Annotated in this window: 13 protein-coding genes; 5 read left to right on the top strand and 8 right to left on the bottom strand. The window is 74.1% G+C overall.

Annotation, left to right across the window (positions count from 1 at the left end):
- Positions 1 to 16: 16 nt before the first annotated feature.
- On the bottom strand, positions 17 to 520 hold the full coding sequence (locus AC0VX2_RS02310) for a prepilin peptidase (RefSeq protein WP_041105007.1): 504 nt from the start codon (positions 518 to 520) through the stop codon (positions 17 to 19).
- 330 nt (positions 521 to 850) lie between these two features.
- Complete coding sequence (locus AC0VX2_RS02305) at positions 851 to 2,299, bottom strand: PhoH family protein (RefSeq protein ID WP_207476758.1); 1,449 nt, start codon at positions 2,297 to 2,299, stop codon at positions 851 to 853.
- Positions 2,300 to 2,526: 227 nt separating this feature from the next.
- On the opposite strand from AC0VX2_RS02305, the gene AC0VX2_RS02300 reads away from it, so the two are divergent.
- Complete coding sequence (locus AC0VX2_RS02300) at positions 2,527 to 3,168, top strand: rhomboid family intramembrane serine protease (RefSeq protein WP_227717990.1); 642 nt, start codon at positions 2,527 to 2,529, stop codon at positions 3,166 to 3,168.
- Here AC0VX2_RS02300 and AC0VX2_RS02295 read toward each other — a convergent pair.
- Positions 3,147 to 3,920: an isoprenyl transferase gene (locus AC0VX2_RS02295; protein WP_041105013.1), complete on the bottom strand. Its 774-nt coding sequence runs from the start codon at positions 3,918 to 3,920 to the stop codon at positions 3,147 to 3,149. The two genes, AC0VX2_RS02300 and AC0VX2_RS02295, sit on opposite strands and share 22 nt — an antisense overlap.
- A gap of 105 nt (positions 3,921 to 4,025) precedes the next feature.
- On the opposite strand from AC0VX2_RS02295, the gene trhA reads away from it, so the two are divergent.
- Positions 4,026 to 4,745, top strand: a complete 720-nt coding sequence (gene trhA, locus AC0VX2_RS02290; protein ID WP_119217514.1) for a PAQR family membrane homeostasis protein TrhA — start codon at positions 4,026 to 4,028, stop codon at positions 4,743 to 4,745.
- Between the two features lie 156 nt (positions 4,746 to 4,901).
- On the opposite strand, the gene AC0VX2_RS02285 is transcribed toward trhA, so the two are convergent.
- Entirely contained in the window at positions 4,902 to 5,306 is a 405-nt protein-coding gene (locus tag AC0VX2_RS02285; protein WP_036384966.1) for a hypothetical protein, read from the bottom strand.
- A gap of 48 nt (positions 5,307 to 5,354) precedes the next feature.
- Entirely contained in the window at positions 5,355 to 6,347 is a 993-nt protein-coding gene (gene mca / locus AC0VX2_RS02280) for a mycothiol conjugate amidase Mca (protein WP_081097734.1), read from the bottom strand.
- A 115-nt stretch (positions 6,348 to 6,462) separates the two neighbouring features.
- Between mca and AC0VX2_RS02275 the strand changes: the two genes are divergently transcribed.
- The 3 genes from AC0VX2_RS02275 (at position 6,463) to AC0VX2_RS02265 (ending at position 8,398) form a co-directional block, all read left to right on the top strand.
- The gene (locus AC0VX2_RS02275; RefSeq protein WP_036316331.1) at positions 6,463 to 6,909 is read left to right on the top strand and encodes a DUF4307 domain-containing protein; all 447 of its coding nucleotides are present in this window, start codon (positions 6,463 to 6,465) and stop codon (positions 6,907 to 6,909) included.
- A gap of 258 nt (positions 6,910 to 7,167) precedes the next feature.
- Positions 7,168 to 7,662 carry a transcription elongation factor GreA gene (greA, locus tag AC0VX2_RS02270; RefSeq protein ID WP_060973861.1) on the top strand — a complete coding sequence of 165 codons (495 nt, stop codon included), beginning with the start codon at positions 7,168 to 7,170 and terminating at the stop codon, positions 7,660 to 7,662.
- 97 nt (positions 7,663 to 7,759) lie between these two features.
- A complete protein-coding gene (locus tag AC0VX2_RS02265) occupies positions 7,760 to 8,398 on the top strand; it encodes a GPP34 family phosphoprotein (RefSeq protein WP_036316333.1) in 639 nt (212 codons plus the stop codon).
- 10 nt (positions 8,399 to 8,408) lie between these two features.
- Here AC0VX2_RS02265 and ilvA read toward each other — a convergent pair whose 3' ends face one another.
- Genes ilvA through AC0VX2_RS02250 form a run of 3 tightly spaced genes read right to left on the bottom strand, consistent with a single transcriptional unit; the run spans position 8,409 to position 11,925 of the window.
- Positions 8,409 to 9,740, bottom strand: a complete 1,332-nt coding sequence (gene ilvA / locus AC0VX2_RS02260) for a threonine ammonia-lyase (protein WP_060973860.1) — start codon at positions 9,738 to 9,740, stop codon at positions 8,409 to 8,411.
- Positions 9,740 to 10,957, bottom strand: coding sequence for an AI-2E family transporter (locus tag AC0VX2_RS02255; RefSeq protein ID WP_129867125.1), 1,218 nt, complete (start codon positions 10,955 to 10,957; stop codon positions 9,740 to 9,742). Before AC0VX2_RS02255 ends, ilvA begins: the two co-directional genes overlap by 1 nt.
- Positions 10,954 to 11,925, bottom strand: coding sequence for an aldose 1-epimerase family protein (locus tag AC0VX2_RS02250; RefSeq protein ID WP_060973858.1), 972 nt, complete (start codon positions 11,923 to 11,925; stop codon positions 10,954 to 10,956). Before AC0VX2_RS02250 ends, AC0VX2_RS02255 begins: the two co-directional genes overlap by 4 nt.
- Between the last annotated feature and the right edge of the window lie 27 nt (positions 11,926 to 11,952).

Here is an 11,952-nt window from a genome sequence, read left to right as displayed (position 1 = left end):
GGCGGCCGCTCGTCGTTCACGCCAGCACCAGCACTCCGGCGGCCGCCGCCACCATCGCCGGCCCGAACGGCAGCGCCGTTCGCCCCGTCGCCCGGCCCGCGAGGACCAGCAGCCCCGCCACGACGCCGCCGAGCAGGATCGCGCCCACCCCGGCGGCGAGCACCGCCGTCGGACCGAGCACCCCCGTGTACACGCCCAGCCCGCCGGCGAGCTTCACGTCCCCCATCCCGAGGCCGCCGCGGCTGAGCACGTGCAGCGCGAGCATCGCCACGGTGTAGCCGAGACCGCCCAGCAGGCTGCAGAGGGCCAGGTCACCCCGGCCCGCCAGCAGCGCTCCCCCGGTCATCATCGCCAACCCGCCCAGCGCCAGCCGCAGCGTCCATCGGTTCGGCAGCCGATGTTCGCGCAGGTCCGTGCGCACGAGCACGCCCGAGCACACCGCGAACCACACCAGTCCCAGGGACCACAGCACCGCCGTCGCCGGCGCGCCGTGCGTCCACGCCCATCCCACCCCGCTCATGCGCCCAGCCTAGGCCGGGCGGCGCACCCGCCGGGCCGTCGTCCACAGGCGATCAGGCCACCTCGCGTTCACGGTCCGGCCACCCCGTGTTCTGCCCACAGCGCAACCGGAGCCGCCCATTGCGACGAGCCCTCGCGTGGGTCTACTGTGAAGTCACGAGCTTCCGGCCGTCTGATGGACGTACGGGGCTCACACAGACCCCATGGCCTCAATCCCGTTTCAAAGGGGCCATGGTGGCGGGCTTCCTCGGCCCCCCATCCCCCCTCCGCGGGGCCGAGCACCCCCGCCGGGGGCCGCTGCTTCGGCAGCGGCCCCTTTTTCATGCCCGGCTCAGGCTCGGCCCTCCTCCAGCAGGTCCGTGACCAGCGCGGCGATCGGCGAGCGCTCGGAACGGGTCAGCGTCACGTGTCCGAACAGCGGGTGGCCCTTGAGGCGCTCCACCACGGCCGCGATGCCGTCGTGCCGGCCCACGCGCAGGTTGTCCCGCTGGGCGACGTCGTGGGTCAGCACCACCTTCGAGTTGCGGCCCATCCGGCTCAGCACCGTGAGCAGCACGTTCCGCTCGAGCGACTGCGCCTCGTCCACGATCACCCACGCATCGTGCAGCGAGCGGCCGCGGATGTGCGTCAGCGGCAGGATCTCCAGCATCCCGCGGTCCACCACCTCGTCCACCACGGACGGGGAGACGAGCGCGCCCAGGGTGTCGAACACGGCCTGCGCCCACGGGCCCATCTTGTCGCCCTCGGAGCCGGGCAGGTAGCCCAGGTCCTGGCCGCCGACGGCGTACAGCGGGCGGAACACGACCACCCTGCGGTGCTCGCGGCGCTCCATCACGGCGTCGAGGCCCGCGCACAGCGCCAGCGCGGACTTGCCGGTGCCCGCGCGGCCGCCGAGGGAGACGATGCCCACGCTCGGATCCGTCAGCAGCTCGATGGCCAGCCGCTGCTCGGCGGAACGGCCGTGCAGGCCGAACACGTCGCGGTCCCCGCGCACCAGGCAGGCTCGGCCGCCCTCGCCGACCCGGGCCAGGGCGGAGCCCCGGGGCGCGGTGAGCACCAGCCCCGTGTTGACCGGCAGGCGGTCCGCCTCGGCCGGGGCCTCCTCCGGCCCGGTCTCGACGCCCGTGCCGGTCAGGGTCCCCAGCGGGACGCCGGCCAGGTCGACCTCGCCGTCGTCGTAGAGGGCGTCCAGCCGCTCCTGCGCCACGCTGAGGGAGACGGTGCCGCGCCAGCCCGAGTCACGCACGAGCTCGTGGCGGTACTCGTCCGCGGCGAGGCCCATGGCCGCCGCCTTCACGCGCATCGGCAGGTCCTTGGACACGACCGTGACCGTGGCGCCCTCGTCCGCGAGCGCCTTCGCGACGGCGAGGATGCGGGAGTCGTTGTCCGTGCCGCGGATGCCCAGGGGCAGCACGTCCACGGACACGTGGTTCAGTTCGATCCGCAGCGTGCCGCCCTCGGGGGTGATCGGCACGGGCTGGTCCAGCGCGCCGTGGCGGCCGCGCAGGTCGTCGAGCAGGCGCAGGGCCGTGCGCGCGTCGTAGCCGAGGTCGGGGTCGGCGCGCTTGGCCTCAAGCTCCGAGACCACCACGAGCGGCAGGACCACCTCGTGCTCGGCGAAGTGCAGCAGGGCGCGCGGGTCCGAGAGCAGCACGGACGTGTCCACCACGTAGGTCCGCAGGCCGGTCGCCTCCGCCGCCCCCGCCTCGGCACGCGCCTGGCCCGGCCGGCTCGACGGCTCCTGCCGGGTCTGCGCGTGCTCCACGAGCTCTGCCACCATGTCTGCCTCCTGTGCCGGTGAACCGTGCGGGCGGGGGTCCGCCCACGGGCCACGCTAGGAAGCGGCGTCGTCCGCCGGGGCCCGGCACGGTGAACCCGGGATGAAGTCGCGGTGACGGTCCGTCCGGGCCCCGCCACGGCCCCGGCGTCCCGCGCTCCCTACACTGGAGACGCGCCGCCGACGTCCCGACGGCCGCCCGCTCCCCGTCCACAGGAGGGCCCTTGAGCATGCACCGCCCGTCCCCCGGCCTGCCCGATCTGCCGGGCGGCCCGGCCCCCGCCCCGACCCTGGCCGAGCGCGCCGGCGGCCGCCTGCTGGGCGCCGTCGCGCCCACCGCCGTGCTGATCGCGGCCATGTGGGTCGCGCAGTTCGTGCTGATCTTCCTCGGCCGGGTGATCATCCCCGGCGTGGGCCTGATCCCGCGACGCCTCGACGGCCTCGACGGGGTCCTGTTCTCCCCCGTGCTGCATGCCGGCTGGGCCCACCTGATCGGCAACACGACGGCGCTGCTCGTCCTCGGTCCGCTGGCCGCCCTGGTCTCGCGCCGGCCGGTGGCCCTGCTCGTCTGCGCCTGGCTGGGCTCGGGCCTGCTGACCTGGGTGATCGGCACCCCGGGCGTGCACATCGGCGCCTCCGGGATCGTGTACGCGCTGATCGCGTTCCTGATCGTCTACGGGGTCGCGGTGCGGCGGATCGGGGCGGTCGTCGTCTCCGTGCTCGTTGCCCTCACGCACCTGGGCTCGAGCCTGATCGGCCTGCTGCCGGCACCCGGCATCTCGTGGACCGGCCACCTGGCCGGGGCCGTCGTCGGGGTGCTGCTGGGCCTGTGGTGGGGCCGCGCCGACCGTCAGGTGCCGAACCGGCGCTGACGGCTGCCGTAGTCGCGCAGGGCACGCAGGAAGTCGACCTTGCGGAACGCGGGCCACATGGCCTCGCAGAAGTAGAACTCCGAGTACGCGGACTGCCAGAGCAGGAACCCGGAGAGCCGCTGCTCCCCGGACGTGCGGATGACCAGGTCCGGGTCCGGCTGGCCGCGCGTGTAGAGCCGGTCCGCGATCTGCTCGACGGTGACGGACTCGGCCACCTCCGCCGCGCTGTGGCCCAGGGCGTGCTCGTCCCGCAGCAGCTCGCGCACGGCGTCGAGGATCTCCTGGCGGCCCCCGTAGCCCACGGCCACGTTCACGTGCACGCCGTCGTGGCCCTTGGTCTGCTCGGCGACCTCGGCGAGCCGTCGCGCCATGGGCTCGGGGAGCAGGTCCACCGCGCCGACCGGCTGCACGCACACGGGGGCGCGGCCCTCGGCCGGCTGGGCGAGGCGCTCCGCCGTCGTCTGGATGATCTCCAGGAGCGGGGCGAGCTCCTCCGCCGGACGCCGCAGGTTCTCGGTGGAGAGCATGTAGAGCGTGACCACGGGGATGCCGGCCTCGTCGCACCAGCCGATGAAGTCGAGGATGCGCTCAGCTCCGGCCTGGTGGCCCTGCTGCGTGGACGCCCCGAACGCGCGGGCCCAGCGACGGTTGCCGTCCACCAGCACGCCGATGTGCCGGGGCAGGCGCTCCGGGTCCAGGCCGCGCGTCAGCCGCCGCTCGTACAGGCGGTAGAAGGCCTCGGGTCGACCCACGGCGCGCTCCCCTCTCGGACGGTCCTGCGAGCCTCCAGGATACGCGCGCGGCACACAGCGACCATCCCGTGCCCCGGCCCCGGGCCGACCGACGACAATGGAGGCATGGACCCTGTGACACCCCTCCGCGAGACCGACGCCGCCCGTCGCCTGCGCTGGCGCATCGAGCGCATCCGCGACCCCGACCATCCGCTGTACAAGCCCCGACTGCGCGGCTGGATCCACGCGGTCATGGCGCCGCTGACGCTCGCGGCCGGCATCGTGCTCATCGTGCTCGCGCCGACCGCGACGCTGCGGTGGGCCAGCGCGGTCTACGCCGTGACGGGCCTGCTGCTGTTCGGGGTCTCGGCGACGTACCACCTGGTGCAGTGGAACGAGGTGGTCTCCCGTGTCCTCAAGCGGTTGGACCACACGAACATCATGTTGGTCATCGCCGGCACCTACACGCCGCTCTCCCTGGCCCTGCTGGCTCCGGACCGGGCGCGCGTGCTGCTCACCCTGGTGTGGGTGGGGGCCGTGGCCGGCGTCGCGTTCCGGGTGCTGTGGACGGACGCGCCGCGCTGGCTCTACACGCCGGTGTACGTGGCCCTCGGGCTGGCGGCGCTGCTCTACCTGGGCGACTTCTTCGCCGCGGATGCGGCGGCGGGGTGGCTGATCGTGGCCGGCGGCGTCGCGTACATCACGGGCGCGGTCTGCTACGCGCTGCAGGCCCCCACGATCCACCGCGAGTGGTTCGGCTTCCACGAGCTGTTCCACGCCTTCACGGTGGCCGGCTTCGTGTGCCACGCCGTCGCCATCTACCGGGCGGTGCTCGTCGTCGCCTGAGCGTGTCGGGGACGGGAGTCTGCGCCCCGCCGGGCAGCGCCGAGGCCCGCAGACGCGCCGCTACGTCCATGCCGTAGCGGCGCGTCTGCGGGCCTCAAGGGTTCGGGCGTGGAGTCTCCGGCGTCGAGTCTCGGGCGTGCACGGGCCCGACGACGGTCAGTCGCGTCCGGTGTCCGGGGCCTGGGGCTCCGGGGCCGGCTCCTGGAGGTACCCGGGGTACTTCTCCTGCAGGCGGCGCAGCCGGTCCTCGGAGTCCGCGTCCAGGTGCTCGCCGCCCGCGCGGACCTCGTCCGGCAGGTGCTGCTGATGGCGCTCCACGAGCATGGCCTCGGCCTCCGGGGAACGCTGCTGGACGCGGCGCACCGAGCGGACCATGACGCGGAGGACGATGATCGCCATGACCACCATGAGCGCGGTGAACAGGAACCCTTCGATGCCGGGGGTGACCTCCGCCTCCTCGAGCCCGGGGCGCAGCGTCGGCTCCGGGACGGCGGGCACCGGCGCGGGGCTCGCGGCCGCGAGCGCGGTGAGGACGAGGGGAAGGCCAGACAGGGGTGTCACGCCGCCCCACTCTACCGGCCCCGGCCGCACGGCCCGAGCCGGGTCGGCTCAGCGCAGGCCGGCGAAGAGGTCGTGCTCCGGCAGCTCGGAGGGCACGCGCGAGTCGATCAGCGCGAAGTCCTCCCACGGCCAGGCGCGCCGCTGCAGGTCGTGGGGCGCGTCGAAGAACATGCCGTCGGGGTCGATCTGGGTGCGATGCGCCCGCAGGGCGGCGTCGCGCTCGTCGAGGAAGCCGGTGACGTCCACCTGCGTGGTGACGTCGTGGTCCGCGGTGACCCACGGCGGGATGACCTCCGGGTCGGGCACGTCCTCCCCGGCTTCGCGGCGGCGCAGCACCTCGCGCATCGCGTCCATCGCGTCGAACATCATCAGGCGTCGGGCGAACGGCACGTCCTCGCCGTCGGCCTCGGCCACCGCGGCCATCGTGCGGAACTTCCGCGGGTTGAAGCCGCAGTCGTAGTAGACCTTCGATACCTCCCAGGCGGGCCCGGCCTCGGGGTACTCGTCGGCGAGGCCCGCGGCCCGGTACGCCTCCATCGTCACGGCGTGGGCCTGCAGGTGGTCCGGGTGGGGGTAGCCGCCGACCTCGTCGTAGGAGATGAGCACGTGCGGGCGGAACCGGCGCACGAGCGAGATCAGCGGGGCCGCCGCATCCCGGAGCGGGACCTCGGCGAAGCAGTTCGCCGGGAGGGCCGGCAGCGGATCCCCCTCGGGCAGGCCCGAGTCGAGGAAGCCGAGCCAGGCGTGCCGGATGCCGAGGATGCGCGCGGCCTCCGCCATCTCCTCGCGGCGCACGGCCGCGATGTCCCGGTCCGCCCGGGTGGTGTCCCCGAACGACGGGTTGAGCAGGGTGCCGGCCTCGCCGCCGGTGCACGTGACGACCATGACCTCGGCCCCGGCCGCCGCGTAGGCGGCCATGGTGCCGGCCCCCTTCGAGGACTCGTCGTCCGGGTGGGCGTGCACCGCCATGAGACGCAGCCCGGTGGAGGGCGGCAGGGCGGTGCCTGCGGCCGGCTGGGCCTGGGGGGTCTGATCGGTCACGTGGATCGCACACTCCTGTCCGGATGGCGGGGCCGCCGCGGGGGCGGCGGCGTGAGGGGTCCAGGCCGACGTCGTCATCGGCCTCCGGCGGCGGGCAGCGGCTAGGGTGGAGGGGATGTCTCACCACGCCCCCGCGGTCCGCGCGCAGGACCCCACATTAGCCAACCGGTACGGCACGAACCACACGCGTCCGGGCCGTCGTCGGCTGTGGGCGGGCCTCGGCGGGCTCGGGCTGGTCGTGGCCGTGCTGCTGTCCGTGTGGATCGGCCTGAACATGTCCGTGGGCGCCATCGAGTACAAGGACGTCGGCTTCACCATCGAGGACGACGGCCACGCGACCGTCACCTTCCAGGCCTCCGTCCCGGAGGGCGTGCAGGCCGAGTGCGATGTGCTCGTCACCGACTCCCACGCCGCCCCCGTCGGCTTCCGCACCGTCCGCCTGGAGACCCTGCCGGCCGACCGGCGGGACTCCCCCTCGGACGCGCAGCAGCGCTACACCGTGGACGTGCGCACCGTGGTGCGGGGCGACTCCGGCATCGTCGAGACCTGCCGCAAGGTCTGAGCCCTCCCGGAGTGCTCCGCCCTCGGCGAAGCGGCCGCCGTTGGTGTGACGCACGCCGCCCGGATAGACTCGTCGGAGCATTCCCGCCCCGCCGGTGAGTCAGGCAGGCGTCGCACGGAGCCCTCGGGTCACGCGCGTCCTCCTGATCGGCGGGGTCTTTCGCATGCGGGCGCGTCCGCCGGACGCGGATCGCGCGCCAGACCCGGTGCGCCGCGCCCCGGACTCCGCATCACCCGAGACAGAAAGGCGGAACAGAGCATGACCACCAGCCAGTCCGACGCCCCGTGGCTGACCCAGGAGGCGTACGATCGCCTCTCCAAGGAGCTCGAGTACATCTCCGGTCCCGGCCGTCAGGAGATCATCGAGCGCATCGAGGCCGCCCGCGACGAGGGCGACCTCAAGGAGAACGGCGGCTACCACGCCGCCCGCGAGGAGCAGTCGAAGAACGAGGGCCGCATCGCCGAGCTGAAGCACCTGCTCGAGACCGCCCGCGTGGGCGAGGCCGCCGAGAACGACGGCGCCGTGCACCCGGGCACCGTGGTGACCGCCGTCGTCGCCGGCGACGAGATGACCTTCCTCTTCGGCAACCGCGAGATCGCCGCGGACGACGAGTCGCTCGAGGTCTACTCCGAGCGCTCCCCGCTCGGTGAGGCCATCAACGGCGCCAAGAAGGGCGACAAGGTCTCCTACACCGCCCCGAACGGCAAGGACATCAAGGTCGAGGTCAAGGACGTCCAGCCCTACTCCGGCTGACCCTGCCCGGCTCCGACGGCGGCCGCGGTCCCCCCGAGGGGACCGCGGCCGCCGTCCGTCCCGGACCCCACCGCGCCCCCGTTGCTACTCTGGCCCCATGCTGACCGTCGAGAAGGCACACCTGCTGCTCACCCGCGAGGACGGGTGCTCCGAGAGCCCCTCCCACCACCGCGTTGCCCTCGCGGCCGCCGCGCTGGCCGACCACCGGTCCGCCGGGATCGTGACCCTCGAGGACGTCCCCGTGGACCGGGCCCGCGTGCTCGTGACCGCGGCCGGCACCACCGGCGACCCCGTCCTGGACTCCTCCCTCGGACAGGTCGACGCCCTGGCCGGCCGACCGCTCGTGGCCACTGTGGCGGCCGGCAAGCCGGACCTGCGCAAGGCCGTCGTCGCCCATCTGACCGAGACCGGCCGCCTCACCGAGCGCAAGGCCTTCCTGGCCACCCGGCACGTCCCCCGCGGCACCGAGCGCGCCGAGCTGCTCGCGCACCTGACCGCCGTCGTCCTGGACGAGGCAGAGCCCTCCGACGAGGACGTGCTCCTGCTCGGCGTGCTGCAGCACCTCAACCTGGCCCGGCGCCTGCTGCCGGGCGCCCACGAGCGCTATGACCGTCGCGAGATGGTCCGTCGCATCGAGACGCTGACGCGCGAGGACCTCCTGGTCCAGGCCGTGCGCCGCGCGGTGGGCGGGACCTGCGGCACCATCACCGCGGCCGCCGCCGGCTCCGTGGCCTGAGCCGGCCCGGTCAGGGCAGCGGGGCCGGGCTGTAGCCGGCCCCGCGCAGCGCCTCCAGGACCTGGGCGGAGTGCTCGGCGCCGCGGGTCTCCATGTCGATCGTGATGTGCACGCCGCCCATGGACAGCTCCGGGCCGACGCGGGTGTGGTCCACGCGCACCACGTTGGCGTCCGTGTCCGCGATGATCCGTGAGATCGTGGCCAGCTCACCCGGGCGGTCCCGCAGCGGGATGCGCACGGTCATGTAGCGCCCCGCGGCCGACAATCCGGCCTGGATGGACTTCAGCATGAGCATCGGATCGATGTTCCCGCCGGAGAGGATCACGGCGGTGGTGCCGAGCTCGAAGCCCAGGTCCGCCGTGCGGCCCGCCAGCAGGGCGGCCACCCCGACGGCGCCCGCCGGCTCCACCACGAGCTTGGAGCGCTCGAGGAGGTGGACGAGGGCCGCGGCGATCTCGTCGTCCGTGACGGTCACGACGGCGTCCACCAGCTCGGCGGCGATCCGCAGCGGCAGGGCCCCGGGCTTGCCGACGGCGATGCCGTCCGCGATGGTGGACACGCTCTCCAGCACCTGGACGCGGCCCTCCTCGAGGGAGCCGGGGAACGCGGCGGCGGTGGCAGCCTGCACGCCGATGACGCGCACCGTGCGCCCACGACGCCGGGCGGCCTCCTTGAGGGCCACGGCCGTGCCGGCGATGAGTCCCCCGCCGCCGATGCCCATGATCACGGTGTCCACGTCCGGCAGCACGTCGAGGATCTCGAGGCCGACGGTGCCCTGGCCCGCGATCACGGCCGGGTCGTCGAACGGCGGGATGAACACGGCACCGGTCTCCGTGGCCCACCGCTGCGCCTCGGCGAGGGACTCGTCCACGGTGGAGCCGTGCAGGACGACCTCGGCGCCGTGGTCCCGGGTGGCCTGCAGCTTGGGCAGGGCGACGCCGTGCGGCATGAAGATGCGGGCGCGGATGCCGAGCTTGGCGGCCGCGAGGGCGACGCCCTGGGCGTGGTTGCCGGCCGAGGCGGCCACGACGCCGCGGCCGCGCTCCTCCTCGCTCAGCTGCGCCATCCGCACGTAGGCGCCGCGGACCTTGAACGAGCCGGCCCGCTGCAGGTTCTCGCACTTCAGGTGTACGTCCGTGCCCGCGGCCCGGGAGAGCGCCCGGGAGTGCTGCAGCGGGGAGAGCTCGGCGATCCCGCGCAGCGTCTCGCGCGCCCGCTCGATCTCCTCGAGGGTGACGGGCAGCGCCGCCGGGGCCGGCGGGCCGCCGGCGGGCCGCACCCACCGGGGCGACGGCGTCGGGACGGTCCGGTCCGGGGTGTCCGTGGCCTGCGTCGCGCCCATCAGGCGTCGTCCCCGTGCCGGGTGCCCGCGTCGGCCTCGGAGGCGAGGGCGGCGTCGTCGTGCGCCGAGGGGCGGTACCGGTGGGAGCCGGCCGTCTCGTCCTCCGCGCCGCCCGGTTCGAGGGCGTGGTCCGTCCGCTCCGTGAGCTCCTCGGGCACGTCCGCGGTGAGGGCGCGGACGAAGCTGTTCACGAAGGCCAGCACCGGCACGGCGAACACGGCGCCCGCCAGCCCGAAGACGGTGGACCCGGCGGCGACGGCCAGGAACACGGCCAGCGGGTGCAGCGCGACGGCCTTGCCCATCACGAGCGGCTGCAGGACGTTCGACTCGATCTGCTGCACGAGCAGCACCACGCCCAGCATGAGCAGCGCATTGACCAGGCCGTTGGAAATCAACGCCAGGAGCACCGCCATCGCGCCGGTCAGGGTGGCGCCGATCATCGGGATGAACGAGGCCAGGAAGACGAGCACGGCCAGCGGGATGGCCAGCGGCACGCCCAGGATCAGGGCACCGATGCCGATGCCGACGGCGTCGATGAACGCCACGAAGATCTGGACCCGCACGTAGGAGCCGAGCGACTGCCAGCCCGAGCGGCCCGCGCGGCCCACGGTGGCACGGTGCGCCTTCGGCACGAAGATCAGGAGGAAGCGCCAGATGCGGTCGCCGTCGTAGAGGAAGAAGATCAGGGAGAACAGGGCGATGAACAGGCCCGCACCGATGTTGACGGCCGTGGAGCCGAACGAGACGGCGCTGTTCATGAGCGTGGCGGAGTTGTCCCGCAGCGTCTGCCACAGGCCCTCCAGCCCGCCACCGGACCGGGGGATCTCCACGCCCACGCCGGCCAGCCAGGCGATCGCGCCGTCGACGGCCTGGCCCAGCTGGTCGCCCAGCTGGGCGAAGCCCTGCACGATCTGCTGACCGGCGAGCCCCATGAGGCCCACCACGACGACGATCAGCAGCAGCACGCACAGCAGGGCGGCCGCGACGCCCGGCACCCGGATGCGCCGCATCGCCTGGTACACCGGGGCCAGCAGGGTGGCCAGCAGCGCGGCCACCAGGATGGGGATCAGCACGAGGCTCACGAAGCTGAGCAGGTACACCACGACGCCGACGCCGATGACGACGGCCACCAGCCGCCAGGACCAGGCTGCGGCCACCGTCAGCCCATAGGGCACGTCCTTGTTGATCTTGGTCTGGGCCGCCAGGGTCGAGCTCACGCGCGATCCTCCTCGTGTGGGTGGTCGGGGACATGGGGGGTCAGACCCCACTGGACGCTCCAGCGGGCGTGCGGGGCGAGCCGGTGCAGGCCCTCCCCCGAGTTCAGGGCGTCCGCGGGAGCGGTGAGCGGCTCCACCGCTAGTGCCGTGTCACGGCCGGGCAGCCGGTCCGTGACGAAGACGTGGGTGTAGGCGAACGCGTGGTCGGTCCACAGGGTCACGGCGCGGCCGTCCGCGGCGAGCAGGGTCTGGCGGTGCCGGCCGTCGGCGTCCGGGGTCAGGCCGGTGAGGCACACGTCCAGGGCGGCCTCGCCCACGGCCCGGCCGCGGCGGAAGTCCAGGTCGGTGCCGTCCACCGGCAGGGTCTCCACGGGGATGAGGTCCTCCCCCGTGCGGATCCAGGCGTCCGCGGGCACGCGCAGGCTCAGCTCCGCCGTCGGGACGTCCCCGATCCGCAGGAACGGGTGGGCGCCGACCGCCACGGGCACGGTGGCGTCCGTGTGGTTCTGCACCTCGGCGGTGACGGTGAGGCCGCCGTCCGCCTCGAGCTCGTACGTGACGCGGTGGGTGAGCCGGAACGGCCAGCCGTGCTGGGGGTGGATCTCACCGCGCAGGGTCACCGCGTGGGCGGAGAACGTCTCGGTGACGAAGTGGGTGTTGCGCAGCAGGCCGTGGCTGGCGTGGCCGCGCGCGGGTTCGGTGACGTCCAGGCGCTGCTCGACGCCGTCCAGGATCCAGCGGGCGCCGGCGACGCGGTTCGGCCAGGGGCTCATCTGGATGCCGTTGGCGGCGGGCGGGACCACGTCCGGGCCGTACGGCTCGGTGAGGTCCACGCCGGACACGCGGTACCTGCGCAGGGCACCGGCCAGGCCGACGACGACGGCCTCCGCGGACCCGCGGTGCAGGCGGTGCTGGGTGCCGGTGGCGTCCGGGGCCCCGAAGGCGGGCAGGTCGCTGGTCTCGGTCACGGGACCTCCTGGGTGACGGCGAGGGAC

Source organism: Micrococcus sp. iso_239 (assembly GCF_056173395.1).
The sequence above is the reverse complement of the archived record's forward strand: the minus strand, read 5'-3'. Positions and strand labels throughout refer to the sequence as shown.

What these genes read in the sequence shown, in the direction of transcription:
- AC0VX2_RS02310 (WP_041105007.1), bottom strand. Translation starts at nt 520, where the DNA reads ATGAGCGGGGTGGGATGGGCGTGGACGCACGGCGCGCCGGCGACGGCG.
- AC0VX2_RS02305 (WP_207476758.1), bottom strand. Translation starts at nt 2,299, where the DNA reads ATGGTGGCAGAGCTCGTGGAGCACGCGCAGACCCGGCAGGAGCCGTCG.
- AC0VX2_RS02300 (WP_227717990.1), top strand. Translation starts at nt 2,527, where the DNA reads ATGCACCGCCCGTCCCCCGGCCTGCCCGATCTGCCGGGCGGCCCGGCC.
- trhA (WP_119217514.1), top strand. Translation starts at nt 4,026, where the DNA reads ATGGACCCTGTGACACCCCTCCGCGAGACCGACGCCGCCCGTCGCCTG.
- AC0VX2_RS02275 (WP_036316331.1), top strand. Translation starts at nt 6,463, where the DNA reads ATGTCTCACCACGCCCCCGCGGTCCGCGCGCAGGACCCCACATTAGCC.
- greA (WP_060973861.1), top strand. Translation starts at nt 7,168, where the DNA reads ATGACCACCAGCCAGTCCGACGCCCCGTGGCTGACCCAGGAGGCGTAC.
- AC0VX2_RS02265 (WP_036316333.1), top strand. Translation starts at nt 7,760, where the DNA reads ATGCTGACCGTCGAGAAGGCACACCTGCTGCTCACCCGCGAGGACGGG.
- ilvA (WP_060973860.1), bottom strand. Translation starts at nt 9,740, where the DNA reads ATGGGCGCGACGCAGGCCACGGACACCCCGGACCGGACCGTCCCGACG.